General features: G+C 41.6%; 20 protein-coding genes and 1 pseudogene. 14 read left to right on the forward strand and 7 right to left on the reverse strand.

The features are described 5' to 3' along the window. The first annotated feature begins 100 nt into the window (after positions 1–100). The 7 genes from T515_RS11020 (at position 101) to T515_RS11050 (ending at position 7,535) form a co-directional block, all read left to right on the forward strand. Positions 101–751 (forward strand): amino acid ABC transporter permease, encoded by a 651-nt coding sequence (locus T515_RS11020; RefSeq protein ID WP_330372664.1) that lies wholly within the window; start codon positions 101–103, stop codon positions 749–751. Between the two features lie 96 nt (positions 752–847). Beyond that, the gene (locus T515_RS11025) at positions 848–1,612 is read left to right on the forward strand and encodes an amino acid ABC transporter ATP-binding protein (RefSeq protein WP_036611019.1); all 765 of its coding nucleotides are present in this window, start codon (positions 848–850) and stop codon (positions 1,610–1,612) included. A gap of 452 nt (positions 1,613–2,064) precedes the next feature. Next, entirely contained in the window at positions 2,065–3,189 is a 1,125-nt protein-coding gene (locus T515_RS11030; protein WP_036611021.1) for a phosphate/phosphite/phosphonate ABC transporter substrate-binding protein, read from the forward strand. Positions 3,190–3,455: 266 nt separating this feature from the next. Next, the gene (gene phnC / locus T515_RS11035; RefSeq protein WP_036611023.1) at positions 3,456–4,208 is read left to right on the forward strand and encodes a phosphonate ABC transporter ATP-binding protein; all 753 of its coding nucleotides are present in this window, start codon (positions 3,456–3,458) and stop codon (positions 4,206–4,208) included. Further along, positions 4,205–5,026: a phosphonate ABC transporter, permease protein PhnE gene (phnE, locus tag T515_RS11040; RefSeq protein ID WP_036611025.1), complete on the forward strand. Its 822-nt coding sequence runs from the start codon at positions 4,205–4,207 to the stop codon at positions 5,024–5,026. The genes phnC and phnE (T515_RS11040) overlap by 4 nt, the downstream gene beginning before the upstream one ends. A 12-nt stretch (positions 5,027–5,038) precedes the next feature. Beyond that, entirely contained in the window at positions 5,039–5,848 is an 810-nt protein-coding gene (gene phnE, locus T515_RS11045; protein ID WP_036611027.1) for a phosphonate ABC transporter, permease protein PhnE, read from the forward strand. A gap of 145 nt (positions 5,849–5,993) precedes the next feature. Next, on the forward strand, positions 5,994–7,535 hold the full coding sequence (locus tag T515_RS11050) for a bifunctional metallophosphatase/5'-nucleotidase (protein WP_242839368.1): 1,542 nt from the start codon (positions 5,994–5,996) through the stop codon (positions 7,533–7,535). Positions 7,536–7,725: 190 nt separating this feature from the next. On the opposite strand, the gene T515_RS11055 is transcribed toward T515_RS11050, so the two are convergent. Then, positions 7,726–8,577, reverse strand: a complete 852-nt coding sequence (locus T515_RS11055; protein ID WP_036611031.1) for a GDSL-type esterase/lipase family protein — start codon at positions 8,575–8,577, stop codon at positions 7,726–7,728. Positions 8,578–8,751: 174 nt separating this feature from the next. Here T515_RS11055 and T515_RS11060 point away from each other — a divergent pair, with 174 nt between their 5' ends. Next, complete coding sequence (locus T515_RS11060; RefSeq protein ID WP_036611034.1) at positions 8,752–9,690, forward strand: GDSL-type esterase/lipase family protein; 939 nt, start codon at positions 8,752–8,754, stop codon at positions 9,688–9,690. A gap of 207 nt (positions 9,691–9,897) precedes the next feature. Here T515_RS11060 and T515_RS11065 read toward each other — a convergent pair whose 3' ends face one another. Then, positions 9,898–11,535 carry an ABC-F family ATP-binding cassette domain-containing protein gene (locus T515_RS11065; RefSeq protein ID WP_036611036.1) on the reverse strand — a complete coding sequence of 546 codons (1,638 nt, stop codon included), beginning with the start codon at positions 11,533–11,535 and terminating at the stop codon, positions 9,898–9,900. 379 nt (positions 11,536–11,914) lie between these two features. On the opposite strand from T515_RS11065, the gene T515_RS11070 reads away from it, so the two are divergent. Further along, on the forward strand, positions 11,915–13,018 hold the full coding sequence (locus T515_RS11070) for a DUF5722 domain-containing protein (RefSeq protein WP_051671661.1): 1,104 nt from the start codon (positions 11,915–11,917) through the stop codon (positions 13,016–13,018). A gap of 184 nt (positions 13,019–13,202) precedes the next feature. Here the strand turns inward: T515_RS11070 and T515_RS11075 are convergent, their stop codons facing one another. Then, positions 13,203–14,099 (reverse strand): LysR family transcriptional regulator, encoded by an 897-nt coding sequence (locus T515_RS11075; RefSeq protein ID WP_036611038.1) that lies wholly within the window; start codon positions 14,097–14,099, stop codon positions 13,203–13,205. A 384-nt stretch (positions 14,100–14,483) separates the two neighbouring features. On the opposite strand from T515_RS11075, the gene T515_RS11080 reads away from it, so the two are divergent. After that, positions 14,484–15,920: a uracil-xanthine permease family protein gene (locus T515_RS11080; RefSeq protein ID WP_051671662.1), complete on the forward strand. Its 1,437-nt coding sequence runs from the start codon at positions 14,484–14,486 to the stop codon at positions 15,918–15,920. A 186-nt stretch (positions 15,921–16,106) separates the two neighbouring features. After that, complete coding sequence (locus T515_RS11085; protein WP_036611040.1) at positions 16,107–17,552, forward strand: substrate-binding domain-containing protein; 1,446 nt, start codon at positions 16,107–16,109, stop codon at positions 17,550–17,552. A gap of 150 nt (positions 17,553–17,702) precedes the next feature. Here T515_RS11085 and T515_RS11090 read toward each other — a convergent pair whose 3' ends face one another. Then, positions 17,703–17,942, reverse strand: coding sequence for a hypothetical protein (locus tag T515_RS11090; protein ID WP_036611042.1), 240 nt, complete (start codon positions 17,940–17,942; stop codon positions 17,703–17,705). Between the two features lie 419 nt (positions 17,943–18,361). Between T515_RS11090 and rpiB the strand changes: the two genes are divergently transcribed. Further along, positions 18,362–18,829 carry a ribose 5-phosphate isomerase B gene (rpiB, locus tag T515_RS11095; RefSeq protein WP_036611044.1) on the forward strand — a complete coding sequence of 156 codons (468 nt, stop codon included), beginning with the start codon at positions 18,362–18,364 and terminating at the stop codon, positions 18,827–18,829. Positions 18,830–18,970: 141 nt separating this feature from the next. Here rpiB and T515_RS11100 read toward each other — a convergent pair whose 3' ends face one another. After that, entirely contained in the window at positions 18,971–19,792 is an 822-nt protein-coding gene (locus tag T515_RS11100) for a PHP domain-containing protein (protein WP_036611046.1), read from the reverse strand. Between the two features lie 301 nt (positions 19,793–20,093). Here T515_RS11100 and T515_RS11105 point away from each other — a divergent pair, with 301 nt between their 5' ends. Beyond that, on the forward strand, positions 20,094–21,314 hold the full coding sequence (locus T515_RS11105) for a class I SAM-dependent rRNA methyltransferase (protein ID WP_036611048.1): 1,221 nt from the start codon (positions 20,094–20,096) through the stop codon (positions 21,312–21,314). A 144-nt stretch (positions 21,315–21,458) separates the two neighbouring features. After that, complete coding sequence (locus tag T515_RS11110; RefSeq protein WP_036611051.1) at positions 21,459–22,028, forward strand: hypothetical protein; 570 nt, start codon at positions 21,459–21,461, stop codon at positions 22,026–22,028. 92 nt (positions 22,029–22,120) lie between these two features. On the opposite strand, the gene T515_RS11115 is transcribed toward T515_RS11110, so the two are convergent. Continuing rightward, complete coding sequence (locus T515_RS11115) at positions 22,121–23,491, reverse strand: MATE family efflux transporter (protein ID WP_036611053.1); 1,371 nt, start codon at positions 23,489–23,491, stop codon at positions 22,121–22,123. 179 nt (positions 23,492–23,670) lie between these two features. Further along, a pseudogene (locus T515_RS17640) lies at positions 23,671–23,870 on the reverse strand (hypothetical protein); the annotation flags it as partial.

A 23,870-nucleotide genomic window follows, 5' to 3' on the forward strand; every position in this document is an offset into this window, starting at 1 on the left:
GCGGAAAGATCCGGATGATCTATAGATTCAGTGTTTTCGGCAGATGCTGATCTTTTATAAAGAATAAGGACTTTCAAATATATTTATCGGAGGAATCACTGTGTCAATTTCACAGATTATATTGGAATTATTTAAAGGACTTTTAGTATCGGTTCAGATTTTTGCCATTACGCTGCTTTTCAGCCTTCCTTTCGGACTTGCTGTGGCTCTGGGGAGGATGTCAAAAAACAGTACCATCAGCAGCATTACCAAGGTATATATTTCAATCATGCGAGGAACGCCGCTTATGCTTCAGCTTTTTGTGGTATATTACGGTCCCTATTATCTTTTCAATATCAAGCTGAATCCGACATACAGAAATATGGCGGTATATATCGGATTTATAATCAATTATGCAGCATATTTTGCAGAAATATACAGATCCGGGATTCAGTCTATGCCTGTGGGGCAGTATGAAGCTGCGGAAATACTGGGCTATAACAAGAGTCAGACGTTTTTCAGCATTATCATGCCGCAGGTAATCAAGCGTATACTTCCATCAGTGACCAATGAAGTCATAACTCTGGTAAAGGATACATCCCTGGCGTTCTCTATTTCGGTAATGGAAATGTTCACAAAGGCAAAGGCCCTGTCGTCCAGCCAGACTTCAATGACCCCGTTAATAGTGGCAGGCGTTTTCTATTATGTATTCAATTTTATAGTTGCCTGCATAATGGAAAAAGCAGAGAAAAAACTGGATTATTACAAATAAAAAGGGTATACAGGATTTCTTAATTACGCACGGGGCAATGGTTAATGTCTGTGCCCCGGACATCGTGACAAATAAAAAATCAGACCGGAGATAGTGATGAATCTGTTAGAAATGAAAAATGTTAAGAAGAACTTTGGAGACCTCCAGGTTCTCAGAGATATAAGTCTCGAAGTAGAGGAAGGAGAGATCGTTTCCATAATAGGACCTTCAGGTTCGGGAAAGTCCACACTTCTTCGCTGTGCAACACTTTTGGAAAAAATGGACGCAGGAATTCTTAAGTATGAGGATGTGGTAGTAGCGAAGAACGATCATGACGGAAATGCTGTATATGCAGACAAGAAGACAATAAAGAAGATAAGATCTGTGTACGGGCTTGTTTTTCAGCAGTTCAATCTTTTTCCACACTGGAATGTACTCAGAAACGTTACGGATGCAGTGATTAAGGTTCAGAATAAATCCAAAGCCGAAGCTGAAAAGACAGGTAAGGAGCTTTTGGATAAGATGGGACTTCTTGATAAGGCGGATTATTATCCTTATCAGTTATCGGGAGGACAGCAGCAGAGAGTTGCCATAGCAAGAGCTCTTGCACTTAATCCCAAGGTGCTTTTCTTTGATGAGCCAACCAGTGCACTGGATCCGGAGCTTACAGGAGAAGTACTTAAGGTGATCAAATCACTAAAGGAACTTCATATTGCCATGGTGATAGTTACCCATGAGATGGCCTTTGCGAGGGATATTTCTGATAAGGTTATATTTATGGCAGATGGATTTATAGTGGAACAGGGATCTGCAGAGGAAGTATTTAACTCCGAAAATGAAAGAATGAAGCTTTTCCTGGGAAGGTATAAGGATATTCTTTAAAATGTGGATAACTTTTTGATTTTTCACCAGGATAATAAGATATAACATGGCGGAAATGTTGATAAAAAACTTAAATCAGCCAGTAATATAGCCAAAAAGATCTGATTCATTAAGAATCGGGTCTTTTTTATTATAGCTGAGGAAAAACCAATGTGGAAAAGTGTAAAAATCTGTGGATAACTTGAAAAACGGTATAAAATTTAATAATTCAATAAAAGTGGATTGATTTAAGATTTTGAATCAAGGCGTACCCTGAAGTTTGTGCAGCGGGGACTTTGTTGTGTAAGTTTCATAACCAAAAACTATTCCAAAGGTAATATTTTTTTATATAATTTATCTGTAATTACTTGCCACATTTGAAAACCTCGGATATACTTTCTTAGGTTTTTAGACAGACAGCACAATAGCTGTAATTTTACGAAGAAGCCTTGGCTTCAATCGAGGAGGAAAACATGAGAAAATCCATTTCTGTACTTCTTTCCGCTGTTATGGCAGCCGCAGCACTTGTAGGATGCGGATCAGGCTCAACAGCAACAACAGCCGCAGCAACAACAGCAGCTGCATCAGAGACAAGCGCTGCAGCAGGAGAGTCTGCTGAGACTACAGCAGCATCCGCAGATGCTAAGGATGTTGACGTTCTTAATGTTGCATTCGTACCATCACGTGAGCCTGAAGAGATCGTTACTGCCACAGAGCCACTTAAGGAGATGATCAAGAAGGAGATGCTTACACTTGGTTATAACATCAAGGATGTAAACATAACTGTAGGTACAAGCTTTGAGGCTGTAGGTGAGGGTCTTGCCGCAGGAACAATTGACGTTGGATTCATTCCGGGAAACACATATATCCTTTATGATGATGACGCTGAGGTTCTTCTTACAGCAACAAGAGATGGACTTTCTATCGATAGCGACAGTGCAAAGGACTGGAATGATCAGAAGCCTACAGCTCCTACAGAGAATCAGGTAACATTCTATCGTGCACTTATAGTTGCAGGCCCTTCAGACGCTGGTAAGGCTGTAGCTGACAAGGTAAACAACGGTGAAGAGCTTACCTGGGAGGATCTTGACGGTCTTAACTGGGGTGTTATGGGACCTACATCACCGGCAGGTTATGTATATCCTGCACTTTGGATTCAGAAGAACTTTGGAAAGAACATCACAGATCTTGCACATGTTGTAGAGTGTGATTCATACGGTACTGCATTTGCCCGTCTTGCTCAGGGACAGATCGATGTACTTTGCACATATGCAGATGCCCGTCGTGATTATGTTGAGAAGTGGAACAAAGAGTATTCAATGCAGAATTCCATCTGGGATGATACAAATGTCATCGGTGTAACAGAGGGAATCTACAATGATACTATCTCAGGTTCAAAGGTATCAGCTGTAATGATGGATGAGGATTTCAAGGCTGCTTTCAAGCAGGCCATGATCAATATCGGAAATACAGAAGAGGGTAAGGAAGTTATCAATATCTACAGCCATAAGGGTTATGTAGAGGCTCAGGATTCCGATTACGATTCAGCACGTGATGCTCAGAATCTTATCAAGGAACTTCGTCTTGGTCAGAACTGATTAACACGCTGATATAGCGGTACAACAATTTTGGAAAGTCCGCTGAATGCCTTGCATTCATGCGGACTTTCTTTTACTCTTAAGATGATGAGACATTTATTGCATACATGAAAGGCCTATAAACATTTCAGGTTATCTGAAGAGGAACTGAGCCGAAATGCATATTAAATTCAATATTGTATGCGAATGCTTAAGCCATTAAACATTCACATGAAACATTGAGTTTTGCTCATATATATAATCAAAAACAGGAAAAGGAAAAAGTAATGATTAAGTTTGAAGATGTAGGGAAGAAATATCCTAATGGCTATGAGGGTCTGAAGCATATAAATCTTGAAATCGGACAGGGAGAGTTTGTAGCAATCATCGGTCTGTCAGGCGCCGGAAAGTCTACATTGATCCGAACCATTAACCGTATGCATGATGTTACCAGTGGAAGTCTTACAGTAGACGGAACAGATGTAATGTCACTTTCAGGCAACAGCCTTCGTCGTTTCCGCAGAAAGATCGGTATGATCTTCCAGTCATTTAATCTTATTACACGTACTACTGTTATCAGAAATGTTCTTACAGCATTTGTTCCTGACATGCCATGGTATCGTTCTCTTTTCGGAATTTACAATGAGGAAGAGAAGATGAAAGCCCTTGAGGCACTGGATAAGGTAGGTATCCTTGATAAGGCATTTGTACGTGCTGACCAGTTATCCGGAGGACAGCAGCAGAGAGTTGCCCTTGCAAGAACTCTTGCACAGAGCCCTCAGATTATTCTTGCGGATGAGCCTGTAGCAGCCCTTGATCCTGTAACTGCAAATCAGGTTATGAATGATTTCAAGCGCATTAATCAGGATATGAATATCAGTATCCTCATCAACATCCATCATGTGGATCTGGCTCTTCAGTATTGCACAAGAGTCATCGGTATCCGTGCAGGTGAGATCGTTTATGACGGACCTTCCGATAAAGTAGATAAGGATATTCTCAATCAGATCTATCAGGGAGGACAGGAGGAAGAGGTATGAGTATATACGACAAAATCTTCCCGCCCAAGAAATACACTCTGGACAACGGAAAAGAAGTACAGCAGAAGAGATCAAGAGCACCTATCTACGTGATAATTATCCTGATCATGAGCATTGTTTCCATCAATGTAACAGGATTTGATCCCAAGACGCTGGCTACCAGAGGAAATCAGTTCTTCGTAATTCTTAATCGAATGTTCCCGCCTGAGCCATCTTACTTTGGTTCTATAGTCACTCCTATACTGGACACTATTAAGATGTCACTTCTTGGCTCTGCCATAGGATCTTTGCTTTGCCTGCCTTTTGCGATGCTTGCTTCAACAAACGTCTGTAAGAATCGTGTGGTGGTGGCTGCCATGAGACTTATGTTCAGTATAGTACGTACACTGCCTACTCTTGTCAGTGCTTTGATTGCAACTTTTGTATTCGGACTGGGAACTATAGCCGGAACAACCGCCATCGCTGTATTCTCCTTTTCATATATCGGAAAGATAATGTATGAGGAGATAGAGACTGTTGATATGGGAGCATTTGAGGCAATGGAAGCTATGGGCTTCACAAAAACTATGGCCTTTATTCATGCCATAGTTCCTCAGGTCATGCCTGCATTTATGTCTAACAGCCTTTATAATTTTGAGGGTAATGTTCGATATGCCGCAATCCTCGGATATGTAGGAGCCGGTGGTATCGGTCTTATTTTAAATGAGCAGCTTGGATGGAGAGAGTATCCCAATGTTGGAATGATTCTTCTTGTACTGTTCGTTACTGTATTTATCATCGAGTCAGTCAGCCGCTGGGCTCGTAAGAAGCTTGTTTAAGGAGGTGCTCATATGAATGAAAGAATAAAAAAAGCATATGAGAGCCGTCCTAAGGACTGGGTATGGCATGTTGCCATCGCAGTTGTTGTGATCGGGCTTCTCATCTGGAGTTTAGGCGCCATGGAGACATCAGGTTCCACCAAGAATGGCGGAAAGATGGCTCTCAGCATACTTAACGGTATCGTTCACCCGGATACTGAGCTGCTTTTCAATCTCGGTAAGGAAGGTGTTTTATATCTTCTTCTTGAGACTATATGTATCGCATTTATGGGTACGGTAGTGGGAGCGATTTTTTCGGTTCCGTTGGCTTTTCTGTCATCAAATAACCTGGCACCGAAGCCAATCGCCTTTATCGGTCGTATTCTCATTATGATCATTCGTACAGTGCCGGCATTTGTTTATGGCCTTATGTTTATCAGAGTCACCGGCCCGGGACCTTTTGCAGGTCTTATGACCATGTCCGTTACATCCATAGGTATGGTTTCCAAAATGTATATTGAGGCTATTGAGGATCTGGATACAAAGATACTTGAGTCTCTTGATGCTATGGGATGTTCCACATGGCAGAAGATATTGTACGGAATACTCCCACAGCTTATGCCGAATTTTGCATCAACAGCAATTTATCGTTTCGATATAAACCTTCGTGATGCAACAGTTCTTGGACTTGTAGGAGCAGGTGGTATAGGTGCACCGCTTATCTTCGCCATGAATGCGTATCGTTGGAATGAGGCAGGTTCCATACTTATAGGACTTGTAGTGCTGGTTCTCATAGTTGAGTGGATCAGTACAAAGATTCGTGTCAAGCTGACAAGAGGTTAATGTTTATGATAAAGGACGGAGATTATTCTCCGTCCTTTGACAATTTAAGATATATTTTACAGAAGACTGTATAAGGTATTGAGCCAGCCGGGGCATTCAGGATGTCTATGGGAAACTCGTACCGGAAAAGAGATTTTTACTTATTATGAAAAAATTTGAGATTTACTATACATCGGATACCCACGGAAAGGTACTGCCGGTTGACTATGCAACGGGGGAGAAAAAAGCCTGCGGGTTGTTGAATATAGCTTCAGAACTTCAGAGGAAGAGGGATGAAGAGGATTCGGATATTCTTGTTATGGATGGTGGAGACAGCCTTCAGGGTACCCCAATGATTGCTTATTACCTTGAACACAAGGATGAGTTTTCTGTGCATCCTGTAGCCGCAGCATTTAATGCCATGGGACTTGATTTTTATACTTTGGGCAATCATGATTTCAACTTCGGTTATGACGTGATAAGAGATTATGTCAGAGCTATGGACGGAACTCTTCTTATGGCCAATGTTTTGGACTTAAGGGGAGAGATCAGTCATAAAAAATATGTTATATGTACATTGAAAAACGGTCTCAGAGTAGGAGTGACCGGAGTAGTCACAGACTATGTTAATATCTGGGAGCTTCCGGAGCATCTTACAGAATTAAGAATCTCAGATCCCATTGAAGCTGCCGGTGAGATGTATAAGGCGATGAAGGCTGAGGGCTGTGATATAACCGTGTGCATCTATCACGGAGGCTATGAGAAAGATCTGGTTACTCACGAAAGCCTTTCCGATACAAGAGAAAATGTTGCATGTGAAATTGCTGAAAAGCTGAAATTTGACATACTTCTTACAGGACATCAGCATATGCCTGTTGATGGAATAGAGTTATCCGGTACCTGGAGTGTCCAGCCTCCGGCCAATGCGGAACAGTATATTCATCTTGAGGGAGAATACGAAGATAACAGACTTTTGTGCCGGTCTAAGCTGGTTGCGACAGGTGAAGAGACAGCGGCAAAGGTTGCTGAAAGTATAATGCCTCTTGAGGAGAGTGTGGAGAAATGGCTTGATAAGCCTGTAGGTGAATTTGATGAATGTATAGTTCCGGAAAACAAGCTGGAGATAGCCCTTCACGGAAGTAAGGTTGCAGCTCTTTTTAATCAGGTACAGCTAGAATCCGTTGCAGCTGATATTTCCTGTACAAGTATAGGAAATACGGAAATCGGTTTCAAGAAACAGGTCAGCATAAGAGATATTTATGCAGCGTATCCATTTTCAAATACTTCCCAGGTGAAAGAGATAACATTAGATGTACTGAAAGAAGCATTGGAGAGATGTGCTCAGTATCTTGAACTTGATGAGAATGGAAATCCATATATTTCCGATGTTTTTATGAAGCCTAAGATAGAGCATTATAACTATGATTTTTACGCAGGACTGGATTATGCTTTTGATTTGAGAAGACCCGTTGGTGACAGGGTTGTACGTTTGAGGATGCTTGACGGAACAGAACTTGTACCCGGAAAGAAGTACAGACTTGTAACATCAAATTACAGAGCTACAGGAACCGGCGGATATGAAATGATCGGAAATTCAAAGACGGTTTTCTCTTCTGCAGACAATGTTCAGGATCTTCTTATTGAGTATGTGAAAAAGCATCCGAAATTGACGCTACCTGAGAATTACAAATTTGAAGTGATATACTGAGGATTTAAAATAAAAATAGATATTTTTCGATATTTATAGATATTTAACGATATTATAAATAAACATTTATCATGAGATAATGCAGGCGATTTTCGCCTGCATTATCTTATGGTTAAATTTAGAGTAGGTTCTGCCTGAGATAATATTGACTGACAATTACCGGATTGATCTTAGTCTGGGGATAAGCGGTTCAGCAGATTCCTGCGGCTGACATTCTTGTAAAAGCATATCCAATCATTGCTTTTTTCCATATGTCATAAGCTTCCGGAGTGAGGTGCATAAAAGCGTCACTGCAGTAGGAAGGTTCAAGATCACCGTTACTGTTGGCTAAAAGATCCCCCAGATTTATATATCCCCATCCATAAGCAGCGGCATAGTTCTGCATTTTCATGTTGAGAGCTTTTATGTTGGCGCTGGTATAGGGGGCTCCGTTTTTTCCCGGATACATGTAGCTGGCGCCAAGGATGGTTACGTCAGAATCAGGAACATACTGTTGAAGCGTCTGAATAAGTTTTACATAGAGCTCCGGAGTATCGCTCCACTTTTGGTCTTTATATCCAAAGTGTAAATAGATATGGGTTGTTTCACCCGGATGATCTGCTGCCATGAGCTGAAGTGATTCCCAGACAGGACGCTTGGCACCTTTATACATGGGAGTTCCGGCATCTTCTATGGAAGCATCAAAAGCGGAGTGTACACAGAAACCGGGGTAGGCAAGACTCTGAAAATTACCCATCACCGGATCAGAAGAGTTCTTTAAGCATTGAAGTCCCCAGCCGCATCCTATGGAATCTCCTACGATAACGGAATTTTTGAAGTACTTGTACAGAAGGTCATTCTGCTCCAAAGTAGGAGTTTCTGCATAAAAATAAGTACCTGTGGGATTTGAAGCTGCTACTGCAGCTGAAACAGATATATCTCCTGCAGCGGCTGATGGAGTAAGCGCTGAAGAGTTTACATCGGCAAATGCTGAAAAACCGGACAGGCTTATGAGGCCAGTAAGCAACAGTGAAGTGAGACAATTCTTAAAACACTTTTTCATAACGATCCCCTTTGTGGTTGATATAAATCAATTGTACCAAAAAATACTACTTATATATCGGCTGATATGACAATTGTTATAAATAATGACATTAATTGTAATTACTCCGATATAAAAAATCAGCCCGATTAATGTTATAATTCCGCTATAAATGTCTATTTAAAGGTGGTTGATATGAGTAAGAGACTTAAATTTTATTCTGCTGTACTTACAGTGGTGATGGCGGCAAATATGAGTGTGCCAGCACTTGCAGGAGTTAAGGCTTCCGGAGTAGAAGCTATAACAGAAGGAACAGTTCAGATGGGACCTGCAGTTGGAAATCCGGATTATACTGCCGCAATGGAAAGTACTGCAGTAAATTCCGCAGATTCTTCTACGGCAGTAACAGAAACTGTATCAGGACCTTTGGCAGGCTCTCCAGCAGAGGAAGAAACGGGTCATACAGAGGATTACTATAAAAATCTTGATGTTTCCCAGCTTGATGCAGAACATCTTGGTATTCTGGATGAGTTCTTCAAAAATTCGGTGATCATAGGTGATTCTGTGGCTGAGAATTTTCAGCGGTACAATATGTCTACAGGAGCAGGAGATGTGGTGTGCAACAACTTCACTTCCCTTGCAGTGGCAGGCTACAGTATAAAGAAGGCATTGCTTCCGAATGATGGTTCAAATATCCATCCAATGATACAGGGTAAGAGATATCGTCTTCCTGAGGCTGTCAATATGACAGGGGCAAAGCATGTGTACAGTTTCTTTGGATATAAGGATCTTAATGATGTGCAGGCTGCGGATAATTACGAGAGACTGCTTCAGGAGATAAAGGCTGCAAATCCGGAGGCGGATATCACAGTCATCAGTACGACTTATATGACAAAGAGCTTCCAGAATAAAGAGTATAATAATGATAAAGTTCGCACGCTTAATGAAGCCATGAAGTTAAAGTGCGCGAATAACGGCTGGGGATTTATAGATGTTCAGGATATAATGAGTGATGGTTCGGGAAACCTTCCTGATGAGTGGAGCATCGATAAGCAGATACATTACAACTATCAGTATTATATATACTGGGTGAACGAAATGAAGAGATATGCTCTTGAAAAGCTTGGAATCTGACAGTTAAGAGAGCAGAAAAAATTTACCCCGAAAAAGCTTTGTCAGCATATATGGGGCATTGCCGGATTGGATAAGTAAATGTACTACAGGAATTTTACAGGGTAAATACTCACTAATATAAAAACTCCGTTTCCGGAGAGTCGGATAAGCTTTAGGCTTTAGCCGGTTCTTTGGGAAACGGAGTTTTTTTATACCCTTAAACAGAAATCAGTTATCGCTTGCATCATCCTCGGAAAGAGTGAAGGTGAATCTCTTCTTGATCTCTTCGTCAGAAGCAAGGTACTCGTCATAGGTTGTCATCTTATCGATGAGGTGGCCGTCTATGATCTCAAAGATACGGTTGGCTGTTGTCTCAACAACCTGATGGTCACGGGATGAGAAGATGATGACACCCGGGAAGTTCTTAAGACCGTCATTAAGAGCGGAGATAGACTCCATGTCAAGGTGATCGGTAGGCTCGTCCAGGATGATAACATTGGAACCTGAGATCATCATCTTACTGAGCATACATCTTACACGCTCACCACCGGAGAGAACGTTTACTTTTTTAAGACCGTCATCGCCCTTGAAAAGCATACGTCCGAGGTAGCCGCGGACAAACTGTGTGTCCTTGTCAGGGCTGTACTGGGTGAGCCATTCAACGATGGTATCCTCAGACTTGAATTCAGGTGTGTTGTCCTTAGGGAAGTAGGACTGGCTTGTGGTTACGCCCCACTTGTAGTCACCGCTGTCAGGCTCCATCTCACCGGAAAGAATCTGCATGAGAGTTGTCTTTGCAAGCTCGTTAGGACCTACAAGAGCGATCTTATCGGTACGGTTTACGATGAAGGAAATGTTATCGAGAACCTTTACGCCGTTAATTGTTTTTGAAAGATTCTTTACTTCAAGTACATCGTTTCCGATTTCTCTGTTTGGCTTAAATACGATGTAAGGATACTGTCTTGAGGATGGCTTGATGGTATCAAGCTCGATCTTCTCGAGAGCACGCTTACGGGATGTTGCCTGCTTTGACTTGGAAGCATTGGCAGAGAAACGCTGGATGAATTCCTGCAGCTCCTTGATCTTCTCTTCCTTCTTGCGGTTTGCTTCCTTCTGCTGACGGACGATAAGCTGTGAAGACTCAAACCAGAAGTCGTAGTTTCCTGCGAAGACTGTTATCTTTCCGTAGTCGATGTCTGCGATGTTGGTACATACCTTATTAAGGAAGTAACGGTCATGGGATACAACGATGACTGTGTTCTCAAAGTTTATAAGGAACTCCTCAAGCCACTCGATAGAGTTGAGATCAAGGTGGTTGGTAGGCTCGTCCAGAAGAAGGATATCAGGGTTTCCGAAGAGAGCCTTGGCAAGGAGAACCTTAACCTTCTCTGAGCCCTTGAGCTCACTCATAAGCTTGTAATGAAGATCTGTACCGATTCCGAGACCGTTAAGCATGGTTTCTGCATCAGCCTCTGCGTTCCAGCCGTCCATCTGTGCAAACTCCGACTCAAGCTCGGCTGCTCTCATACCATCCTCGTCTGAGAAGTCAGGCTTTGCATAGATAGCATCCTTTTCCTTCATAATGTCATAAAGGCGCTGGTTACCGCGGATAACAGTATCGATAACTGTGCAGTCGTCATACTTGAACTGGTCCTGCTCAAGGACACTTAAGCGCTGTCCCGGGGTCTTCGTGATCTCACCGCTTGTGGGCTCAAGTGCACCGCTGAGGATCTTAAGGAAGGTTGACTTTCCTGCACCGTTGGCACCGATGATGCCGTAGCAGTTACCTTCGGTAAACTTAATGTTGACATCTTCAAAGAGTGCCTTCTTGCCTACACGAAAGGTTATATTGTTTGCTGCAATCATGAATTTCTCCTTTTCTTGTATCAATATGTAAAAAAAGAGTGGCTCGGAAGCCGCTCTTAAATGTCATTAACCTTTAGAATTATATCCGAGGAGCCTTATAAAAGCAAGGAATTTCGGGAAAATGCACTGTGGAGCAAATATAGTTACAGTTGAAGGTAATTTCGGGTAAGGGATTGTTTGGTATAAATCCCGGTATTTTATTGGAGAGTTTTTGAAAGAAAAAATGTAAATTTTTTGAATCAGATATAGTAATAAAACATTTTGCAGTATGAGATATACTGAAAATATAATCAAGTATGAGATATGCAACTATCATTCGTCCAACAGAGTAGATTCTGTAATGGAGGGCAAATATTTTTTTATGTATGAGAGGAAACAAATGAAATTAAAGAGAATAAAACAGTTCATAACTGTGGCTTTGACAGGTGTTCTGACTATGTCAATGGGAGTCAATGTTTTTGCTTTTTACAATACACCTGAAAGTATAAAGGGTATACATTCTTCACATATAAATATGATAGATGACATGGTGTCTCTCGGATGCAAACAGGTCATTTTCCAGTTTAACGCCAGTTTTGTAAAGAATGAGCAGCAGATGAAGGCTTACGATGCGCTTATAGATGCTTACAATGCTGCAGACCTCACTGTTACCATGGGAGTTATGAATGACTTTCAGGAGGGGGACGAGATAGTTCCCGTTCAGACACCTGCATCAAATCTATATCAGTTTAATACTCTGACTGAGGGAGGCGTGGCCAGAACCATGCAGGTTGCAGAGTCTCTTGCTTACAGATACAAGGATAGTGTTTCCAATTGGGTCATAGGTAACGAGATTAATAATCAGAGAGAATGGAACTATCTCGGAGTTGATGATATCAACACTTATGTTAAGGCCTATGCGGACAGCTTCCGTATTTTTTACAATGCCATAAAGGCATATAATCCGGATGCAAGAGTATTCATACCTTTTGACTATAACTGGACCCAGAATGGCGGGAGCATGTATTACGGATCCCGGGATGTGCTTGATCTTCTTAATGTCTATCTTGCTGATACAGATTATGGAATCGCATGGCATCCTTACCCCCAGGATCTTTCAAATCCTGACTTTATGAATACTTCCAATCTTGCAACAGATGATATGAATTCACCTATAGTAAATCTCAAGAATCTGCATGTACTGACAGATTACATGCAGCAGGAGGGTATGCTCAGTCCAAACGGAACAGTCCGTCACCTTATACTTTCGGAACAGGGTTTCAGCTCGGTAATGGGAGAGGATGCTCAGGCTCTGGCGCTTATGCAGGCCTGGGAAAAGGTTAAGGAGAATCCTTATGTGGAAGCCTTTCTGTTAAGCCGGCTTGTGGATGCTCCAAGTGAGGTGGCCCAGGGGTATGCTTTCGGACTTTGGAACTCAGACGGAGTCAGTGAGACAGCAACAACCAGAAAGCAGACATGGTACTACTATCAGGCACTGAATTAAACAGATTTGAGTGCCGTAATATACTCCTCTATAAATGCATGTTTTTCGCCGTTTATTTCTGACATACAGATGCAGATTTAATTGGCTCATAATATGTATCCGGTTGAGAATTGATTTTATGTATAACTAAAAGAGTCGTTCACACATATCGAAAACAATTGATATGTGTGAATGACTCTTGATTTTAAAGCAATCCTTTTTTGACCAGCTTTTCAAGTTCTTTCATTTCTTCTGTGACCCACTTGTCTTTATGATAAAAAATCTGACGGTACATGGTCATATCAAAGTCCACAGGATTTATTTCACGAAGCTCTTTGTTTTTGATGGACTCCTGAACCGAGAAGGCCGGCAGGAAGGTAACACCTTTATTCTCCTTTACGAGACGGATAAGAACTTCCGTGTTTCCTGTTTCAAAGAAAGGTCTGATCTGCATACGGTCTGCCGCAAGATCCTGCTCAAGTGCGTATCTGTAGTTGGAGTTCTGCTCTGTGAGGAAGAAAGGTACCTTGATGAGTTCACTCATGTGAACATGACCTGTTTTTCGATTCTCTCCCGGGATTTCAAGATCAGGGCTTGCAACGAATATGATTGGTTCAGGTTCCTCGAGTATTTTGATCCAATCGGAATCATATACACGTCTGTCCAGGAAATAGACCATATCAATCAGGTTATGCTCAAGCATATCAATAAGTTCCTTGGGAGAGCCGGTCTTTATTTCCAATGTTATCTCCGGATGATTGTCATAGAAATACTTCACAACATTCGGAATCTTATAGGTAAGAAGAGACTCAAGAGATCCGATGCGAAGCTTATGCTCCTGCATTTGAGGATTGCCCAAAGCTGTGTGGACATCATCCACACGTCTCAGTATCTCATTGGCATATTGAAGGAACTCACGTCCCGGAGGAGTAAGAACCACGTGTCTTCCGACACGGTCGAAAAATTTGGTATTGAATTCCTGTTCCAGCTGTCTGATCTGTATGGTCACGGCAGCCTGAGTATATCCCAGGGCCTCGGCAGCTTTACTGAAGCTCTGCATTTCAACTATTTTGACAAATGAATTAAGTTGTCTTATTTCCATATTCTCTCCGTTCAAAACTAGATAAAGCATGGAATAGTATATATAAATATTTAATTGTAAGCAATTACTGAAATAAAAATTTTTTATTAAATCAGATATGGTCATAAACTAAATTTCACTATTCTCTATATTTAATTTTCGGTATTGACGAAGAAAAAAACGATGATAAAATAATAAAAAATTATGTAAGGGATTCAGTTTGAGATGAGTATTTTCATTTGGAAAAGGATATAGATATTAAAGCACGCAGGGAGGGATTATTTCCTCCTATGCGTGCTTTTTTTCTGTGAATGAATGTAACAGCACAAAGTTTTAAGCAAGCTGTATTTCCATAGAAATATTACAGCCTTAAATCAAATCCTTAAACCAAGGAAGGGGTTTATAATGAGTAACGAAAGAATAAAGATTGGTGAAGAAGGGATCTATGATGCCAGACAGTTGGGAACAGGAAAGGTACTTATTCTTGGCTTTCAGCATATGTTTGCTATGTTTGGTTCAACAGTTCTGGTTCCTCTTTTGACCGGACTCAGTGTTTCAACAACATTGCTATGGGCAGGACTGGGAACTTTACTTTTTCACCTGATAAGCAAGAAGAAGGTACCTGCATTTTTAGGTTCATCCTTCGCATTCCTTGCGGGCTATGCAGCTATCGCTCCCAACGGAGAGCCTGATCTTCTGAGATATGCCTGCTTTGGTGTAGCCTGTGCCGGACTTGTTTATCTTGTTCTTGCAACAGCATTCAAGGCATTTGGCGAGTCAAGGGTAATGCAGTATTTCCCTCCTGTGGTTACAGGCCCCATCATCATAGCCATAGGTCTTAACCTTTCAAAGTCAGCTATCGAAAACTGTTCAAGCAACTGGCCCATCGCTCTTGTTGCTATCGTAATAGTTGTAGTTTGTAATATATGGGGAAGAGGCATGGTGAAAATCATACCTATACTTCTCGGCGTAATGGGTTCCTACTTAGTTGCGGCAGTATGCGGATTTATCGATTTTTCTGAAGTTCAGAACGCTGCATGGTTCGGAGTGCCCGTGAACTACAGCAGAACAGTATTCTCATTATTTACAGACGGAACACTTGATACTTCACTTCTTATCACTTCAGTGATAACTATCGTACCTATAGCATTTGCCACAATGATGGAGCATATCGGAGACATATCTGCTATATCATCTACCGTAGGCGAGAATTTCATCAAGGAGCCCGGACTCCACAGAACACTGACAGGTGATGGAACTGCAACAGCTCTGGCTTCACTTTTCGGCGCACCTGCAAATACAACATACGGTGAGAACACAGGAGTGCTTACACTTACCAAGGTTTACGATCCTATGGTAATACGCCTTGCCGCATGTATAGCCATCATACTCAGCTTCTGTCCTAAGTTTGCAGCTCTTATCGAGGTAATGCCTTCAGCTACTGTCGGCGGGATATCACTGGTACTTTACGGTATGATTTCTGCAGTAGGTATCCGTAATGTGGTTGAGACCAAGGTTGACTTCTCTCAGACAAGAAATGTAATAATTGCAGCACTCATTCTTGTTCTTTCAATCGGTGTAAACTATTCGACAGCCGGTGCGATCATCATTCCTCTTGGCGCAATGACTATCAATTTCTCAGGAATCGCAACAGGTTCTCTCGTTGGTATCATCTTAAATGCGATACTTCCCGGCAAGGATTATAAGTTCAATGACAGTGAGCCAAACAAGACAGGTGTTGATCTTGAGATAGCCCAGGGTGAGTCTTTGGTATGGCAGCTTGCAAAGAAGGCCGGAGCAAAAAATATGGTCGAAGATGGTTCTGAAAAAGCAAAGAATTGAGGAAGTATCGTGGAGCAGGGAGTTCAGCGCTTTCCTAATCTGACATATTCTTTAAGTATTTATGAGGACGGTTATCCAACCGCCCTCTTTTGTTATAATGTTTTATGAAAAATGTGTAAGCTTGGGGCTCTGAGGGAACCGATATATAATCATAGCAACTGACCAGAATAGATACGGGAGATAAAGTTGGATAACGATAAAACTCAAAATAAGTTGCAATCCGGAAAAAAAACAGAAAAGGATCATTCCGAAATGCACTGGGAAAGTTATAATCCCATCCGGATGAACAGACGTAATGTAAATCAGAATATAGGGGAAAAGAAAAGTTTTTTACATAAGCTTTTTAAGGGCTCCTTTATTAAGCCTTTGTGCTTTTTTCTGGCGGGAATCGTTGCAATAGCAGTCTTTGTTTTTGTATGTATTAATATAGGAAATCAATTTAAAAAAGACAGATCTGAGGAGACAGCCACTTCTGCCGGGGAAACGACAAAGAGGGTTGAAAATGTTACAATAGCTGATACTCAGGAAGAAACGGTTATAGCGGAATTTGTATTTCCCGAAAAGGAGATAAAGGATCTTGATATTATAGGCGGGAGCGGTGAGATTATAGGATTTTCATTTCCTGACCAAAGCAGTAAGAAATGGATTCTTCTTAAAAAATATTTTGAGGACACCATGACCAATGCCGGGTATAATACTGAATTCAGATATGCGGAAATGACACAGGCTGATGAATCTGACAGCGGTGATGCTGTTTCACAGCAGATTTCGGATATCAGAGAGCTGGCGGATGAAGGTGCGAAGATTATATTTGTTGCTCCGGTAGATGTTACATCATCCGAGCTGGGCAGTCTCCTTACTGAAGTGAAAAACAGCGGAATTTATATTATAGCCCTTGATCATTTACCCATGAATACTTCAGGAGTTAATTATCTTTTCGGATATGATGATTATCATGTTGGAGAAGCTATGGGAAAATATATAGTGGATAAGCTGGAGCTGGATAAGGCAACGACTGAAGCTCCCAGGACGGTGGAGATATTTACAGGTGATATAACTGACGATACTCTTTTGTTCCTTTATCCGGGACTGATGGAAACATTATTCCCATACATAGACAGTGGGGTACTTCTGGCAGGTTCCGGACAGCTTGAGCTTGAACAGGTAAGTATCATGGATGGAAGCGAACAGGCAGCATATGAGCGAATGAATACCATGATGGATCAGGTATACAGAACCCGGAATCTTGATGCGGTTATATGTACGGATGATGTTATAGCCGGTGGAGTGTCAAAAGCTATAGTTGAGGCTGTACTTCGGGGAACATACGGTGGAAGGATGCCGGTCATCACAGGAGATGGTTGTGATGATGATGCTCTGGACAGAATACTTCAGGGAACCCAGTCCATGTCCATATTGCATGAACCTAAGGAATATTCCTACAGGGGGACAGAGCTTACGGATGCCATCATTCATGGCGGAGCGGTGGATGTTATCGATTCTGAGATGTATCAGAACGGCAAGCTGGTGGTTCCGGCCTGTGAACTTAAGCCTGTTGTGGTCAATGCTGATAATTATGAAGATCTGATAGTGAAAAGAGGATACCTTCAGACTTCGGTACTTCTGGATTGACAGGTATACCGGAGATGTCATGTATGTGTTCTGAAAAAAAGGAAGACGATTTAATGAATTAAACAAGCTGTGTAATAAGGACAGCTGGTGAAGAAAAAATAAATGCCTCCCTGACCGGCGTGGTTAAGGGAGGCATTTTATATCATGTGATCAGCAGGCGTCGCTCATCATGAATGAAACAACCTTCTTCATATCATCAGGATCTGACACAAAGAGCTCCAGTTCCTTTATGGTAGCCTGATTGAGGAGCTTTGCTGTCATAAGCATCTGGCTGAGTTTTGATTTAAGATTGATGCGGTCGCCTTCTGCAGAAACAAGTTCGATAGTTCCCTGGCAGCTGTTAAGAACTTCAAAAAGACCGTCGACATTTTTTACATTTTCAAGTTTCATTGTATAACCTCCTGTTTGATCTGAATAAAGGGAAAATTTATCATACCTTCAGAGTATGTCATCGGCTTAAATACTCTGTTAGGTAAGAGTTTAAGCAAAAAAATAAGTGAAATTCTGTAATATCTTCAAGTTGAACAGTATGATATGGCAGATTACACAAAAATACAAGTAAAAATTTGTGGAAATACACAGAGTATATTGAGATATTTTGATATTGTTCATTTAATGCGTTTATCCCTCTTTTGTAAAAAATATGATATACTTCATGCGAAATCGAAGTGATATTGTTTTATTTTTAACAATATCCTGAGAGATGCCACCATGCCTGATGCTGATATTTTTTAATCAAATTATTGGCATCATAGCCGCGTTCTACGAAATGAAAATGCGGTTCGCAATAAAACAATAGGAGAAAAATGATGAAGTTAGTTATCGGAAATGATCATGCAGCAGTGGATATGAAGAATGAGATCAAGCAGTACCTTGAGGAAAAGGGAATTGAGATAGTTGATGTGGGAACCAATTCGACAGACAGCTTTAACTACCCTATCTCCGGTTATCGTGTGGGAAAGATGGTTGCAGATGGAAAGGTTGATGGTGGTATCGCAATCTGCGGAACAGGAGTTGGCATTAGTCTTGCCTGCAACAAGGTAGACGGTGTACGTGCATGTTGCTGCAGCGAGCCTTACTCCGCTGAGATGAGTAAGCGTCATAATAATTCAAATGTCGTATGTTTCGGTGCAAGAGTTATCGGTATAGAGACAGCAAAGCAGATTGTGGACGCATGGATCAATGCAAAGTTTGAGGGCGGACGTCACGAGAACCGTGTCAATATGATCATGGAAATCCAGGATACACAGCAGCTCAGAGCCGCTGAGGAAGCATAAAAATACAGATATATGTGCCATAAAGAACAAAAAGATGTTTTGAGTACTGAAGGCGCAATATAAAAATAAAAGCAATATTCCATTGAATGCCTTACGGTGGATTTCAATGGAATATTGCTTTTTATTTATGATGTTTTAGATTCAATAAAGATCCTTTACCCCTGATAGTTTCAGTGCTTCAAGGAAGGTCTTTTTATTACGGCTTGCAATAAGTTCTTCAGGGAAGTGGACTTCTTCAAGGAGCTTTCTGGTTTCATCAAATTTGCCGATAAGGCATGAAATGTGAGCATCAGTCGCTACGGAGATATGGCATCCGGTTTCGGCGCAGGCTTCAAGGACCTGTTTGCATCTATTTCTCGAAAAGTTATCAGTTCTTCCGCCGTCAAAGGAAAAACTGTGCTCATTAACTTCTATCAGCTTGTTCATTTCCTTAGCAGCTGATGCTATAGCACGGAAGTCTACATCAAGACCGCTTCTTCCTATATGTCCGAGGATGAATACTTTTTCCTGCTGAAGAGCTTTAATATACATATCTGTCATCTGTACAGGACTTGCGTCCTTTACAAAGGCTTTTCCGTGTACACTGGCGATAACGTAATCCATATTTTTGGTGGTGTGTTCGTAAAGAGTCGTAGGATTTTTAAAGGGATCGCCTACAATGGAACAATCCAAAGGAATATCCTGTCCAAAAAGGCTTCCGTCAAGTCCCACTATATCCGCTTCGCAACCTGACAGCAGAGTTACACCCATCCATTCCCGGGGCCAGGTCATAGGTGAGGTGAAGAGATACTGGTAATGCTTTGAGCAGTCATAATCAGGCCATAACATAGCGGAAAAGTGGTCGGTGGATACAAGGAGTTCCAGTCCCATATCCGAAGCCTCTTTTATGTTTTCCTGAATAGTTGAATAGGCATGCCGGCTGAACAGGGTGTGTGTATGGGTATCACATTTAATATCGTACATATATATACCTCCGTAAACATATAACACAGACAGAAAACACAGGTTAAAAAAATACGTTATTCTGACCCGCTGCGGGTTAAAGGCACAAAAAACCGTTGCCTCCATAGGCTGCAGCGGAATACCGTATAAAATTTAGTTGAAATAATACCACATATGTAATAAATTTCAAAAGCAAACACGATAACTATTATGTGATCGTGTTCACAGAGTATATTGATTGTTAATTCAACTGTAAGTGAACCGGGAATCTTAAGATCCGGGGACATAACATTCAGTTCCAATAAAAAAGAAAGAGACAAATATGGTAAAATCACTGGTTTCAAAAGGTAAAATCATTCTGAAAAAAGGCGAAGGACGCACTATCAAATCCGGCGGTGCATGGATCTATGATAATGAAATCGACAGGTATGAGGGAGAATATGAGAATGGAGACATAATCAGTGTCTCTGATTTTGACGGCTTTTTCATGGGCTACGGTTTTATAAATCATAATTCCAAAATAAGAGTACGTATGCTTTCCAGATGGAGAAAGGACCCGATTGACAGAGAGTTTCTTCGCGAAAGAGTGAGGAGCGCCTGGGAATATCGTAAGACGGTGGTGGATACAAGCTCATGCCGAATTATTTTCGGCGAGGCAGACTGGCTTCCGGGACTTACGGTAGACAAGTATGAGGATGTGCTGGTGGTAGAGTCTCTTGCTCTTGGAATCGACAGACTTAAGGACATGATACTTGAGGATCTTGTTGAAATCTTAAAGGAAGACGGCATCATCATAAGAGGAATCTATGAGAGATCAGATGCTCCGGTCCGTAAGAAAGAAGGTATGGAGCCTCATAAGGGTTTCATAGGTGCAGAATTTGATACAAATGTTCTTATTACGGAGAATGGCGTTAAATATATGGTGGACGTTGTGAATGGTCAGAAAACAGGATTTTTCCTTGATCAGAAGTATAACCGTCTGTCTATCCAGAAGCTTTGCAAGGGAAAGAAAGTGCTTGATTGTTTCACCCATATGGGGACGTTTGCATTGAATGCCGGAATCGCAGGTGCAGCCTCTGTTGAGGGACTGGATATATCTGAACTTGCTGTGCAGCAGGCCACTGCCAATGCTGAGAGAAACGGCCTCTCAGATACTGTTCACTTCCGAACGGCTGACGTGCTGGATGAGCTTCCGAAGCTGAATAAGCAGGGAGAAAAATATGATGTGGTAATTCTTGACCCTCCTGCATTTACAAAATCAAGAGAGGCGACGAAAGCCGCAATCAGAGGTTACCGTGAGATAAACATGCAGGGAATCAAGCTTGTAAAGGATGGAGGTTATCTTGCAACCTGCAGCTGCAGTCACTTCATGACACCGGAGCTTTTTACAAAAACCATTGGTGAAGCTGCCAATTCCGTACACCGACGTCTTCGTCAGGTAGAATACCGCACCCAGTGCTCAGATCACCCTATACTCTGGGCGAAGGATGAGAACAGCTATTATCTTAAGTTCTACATCTTCCAGGTGTGTGATGAGAAGTAAAAAACTGAAATGATTTGAAAGAGAAGAATGTTTACTGCAATGCCGGAAAAAATTTCAGTAAGAGAACTTATAAATCCTTAAAGCCAGTCGATAGAGCAGGGTGTTGAGTTTTTAATACATTGTCTGGTGAAGGGAGCTATGAGTATGAAAAAAAGGATATTATTAACCATGATGATTGCTGCAGCTGCTATAGGACTCAGCAGCTGTAAAGTTGAGACCCAGTCTACTTCTGAGGTCAGTGTCTCGGTTAATACAGATAAGGGATCAAAGGAGTACAGTTTTAAGGCAGAAAATAACAATGGTGTAGTTACAACTGAAAAAGCTGTTACAGAAAGCACTACAGAGACAGTAAAGGATGAAGATACGGAAAGTCCTGTAGTGGAAGCTGCTGCTTATGTAGATGAATATGTGGAATCAGTATGGAGTCAGGAAGGCTGCGGTCATCATACAACTTATGACGATGATGAAATCTATGTTCAGATATGGTATGAAGGATTAAGTACAACTGATGATATCGATGAGCAGGCTTTTCGTGAAGATGTGATTCCGGAATGGCTTGATGATGTAGCTGTGTGGCGCGAAGAACTGGATGGCAGAGGACTTTCGAATGTGGAATTGTGCCTGCAGTATGTTACGGATAAGCAGGATGAAGAGATAGTTTACTTTACTATCGAAGGCGGTGAGGTAATTTATTTCGTACTGGATGAACAGTGATCACGTATCTATGATGTTCTTTAAAGATTAAGACGGGCCGGAGAAACTCCGGCCCGTTATTTTTTGATTTGAAATATAATTATGACAATATATTACAGACGTGCTTCTTCGCCGTCTTTCTTTGGAAGTCTGAAGTAAACAGTCACAAGCATTGTTGTAAAAGCGGCTACACCACCTATGACATTTGATATAGGTTCAGCTGCGAAGACACCGTCAACTCCCATATAAAGAGGAAGAATCAGAGTCAGTGGAAGGATAATGATTATCTTCCTGAGAGTTGAGAAGAAAATGGCTTTCTTCGACTGACCTAGAGCTGAAAAAACCGACTGTCCGCAGAACTGTCCCATCTGGAAAATAAAGGCCATAAGGTAAAGCCGGAGACAATGAGTTCCCACGGTGATGGTTTCCATATCCGGCGTAAAAATGCGGATAAAGAAGGTTGGGAAGATCAGTATGAGTATCCAGACAAGTCCGCCGTAGCAGCTTGCGGCAGCAGACGCAAAGACGATGCCCTGCTTTAAACGCCTGTATTTTCTAGCTCCGAAATTGTATCCAAGCACAGGCTGTGAAGCGTGAGTAATGGCAGTTCCCGGAAGCGAAATAAAGTCTCTTATGGAATTAATGATGGCAAAGATACCAATGTATAAATCTCCGCCGTAATCACGAAGCATGATATTGCAGGCGGCCTGAGTTACGGTGTTTGTGGATTTCATTAAAAAATTTGCAAAGCCCAGGGTGGCAATCTCACGGGCAATGCTTTTGTTGAAACGTATCTCAGAGATTTTCAGTCTGAATAAAGCCCTATCTGAATGCAGAAAGCGGATGACCCAAACAGCACTTACTATCTGAGAAATGACAGTGGCGATGGCGGCTCCTGCCACACCCCAGTTTAAAACAAACATTAAAAGCGGATCCAGAATGATGTTCAGTATGGCGCCAATGGCAGTAGTTATCATGCCGGTTCTTGGGAAGCCCTGAGCACTGATGTAGTAATTAAGCCCGGAGCCCGTCATGAAGAAAACAGTTCCCAGTATGTAAATAGTAAAGTAACTTTTGGCATAGGGATAGGTGGCATCACTGGCACCCAGGGCATAAAGCATTGGCCTCATGAAAATAAGTGCTAGTGCAGTCATGATTACGGATGTCACGATAAGCAGAAAGGCGCTTTCGCTCATAATGCTGTGAGCCCGGTTTTCATCGCCTTTGCCTCTGGCTATGGAAAAAAGAGGTGTTCCGCCGATGCCGAACCAGTCTGTAAAGGCAGTTATAAGCGTTATTATGGGAAAGCAGACACCTACTCCTGTCAGAGCGATACCGTTCGATCCCGGAAGGTGTCCGATATATATACGGTCAACTATGTTGTAAAGCAGTTGTATGATTTGCGCAACCAGAAGCGGGATTGACTGAGCCGTGATGGCTTTTATAACAGACCCCTTTGAAAAATCCGTAGCGGTTGATGTCAAGGTGAAACCTCCTGAAAACTTTATTATTTTAAAGAAATTTAATGCTCCTCGGCTTTTTACAGTCGGGAGCATTATTATTGATAGTTAGGAGTTTTGGTATTATCTATAACTTAAACTTCCCACATAAATAGTGGGCATCGTACCTTGAAAACTCTATATTCTAGACTATAAAAATACAATTACGCCACTTTGTAATCACTTGTCAGAGCATCCTGCATATATTCAGGCAATCTGAAAAAGAAATCCTTATAGATTTCTTCAACCTGTTCGTCTGTGATATGAAGTATGTTCTTTATACTTGCAGTCATAGCCTCTACGAGTATGAAAAGAGAATGTTGGAATGTAATGTCTTCCATTTCCTGTAACAGTACATAGAAGA

Source organism: Oribacterium sp. P6A1, assembly GCF_000702885.1.
In the GTDB taxonomy this organism is placed as follows: Bacteria; Bacillota; Clostridia; order Lachnospirales; family Lachnospiraceae; genus Oribacterium.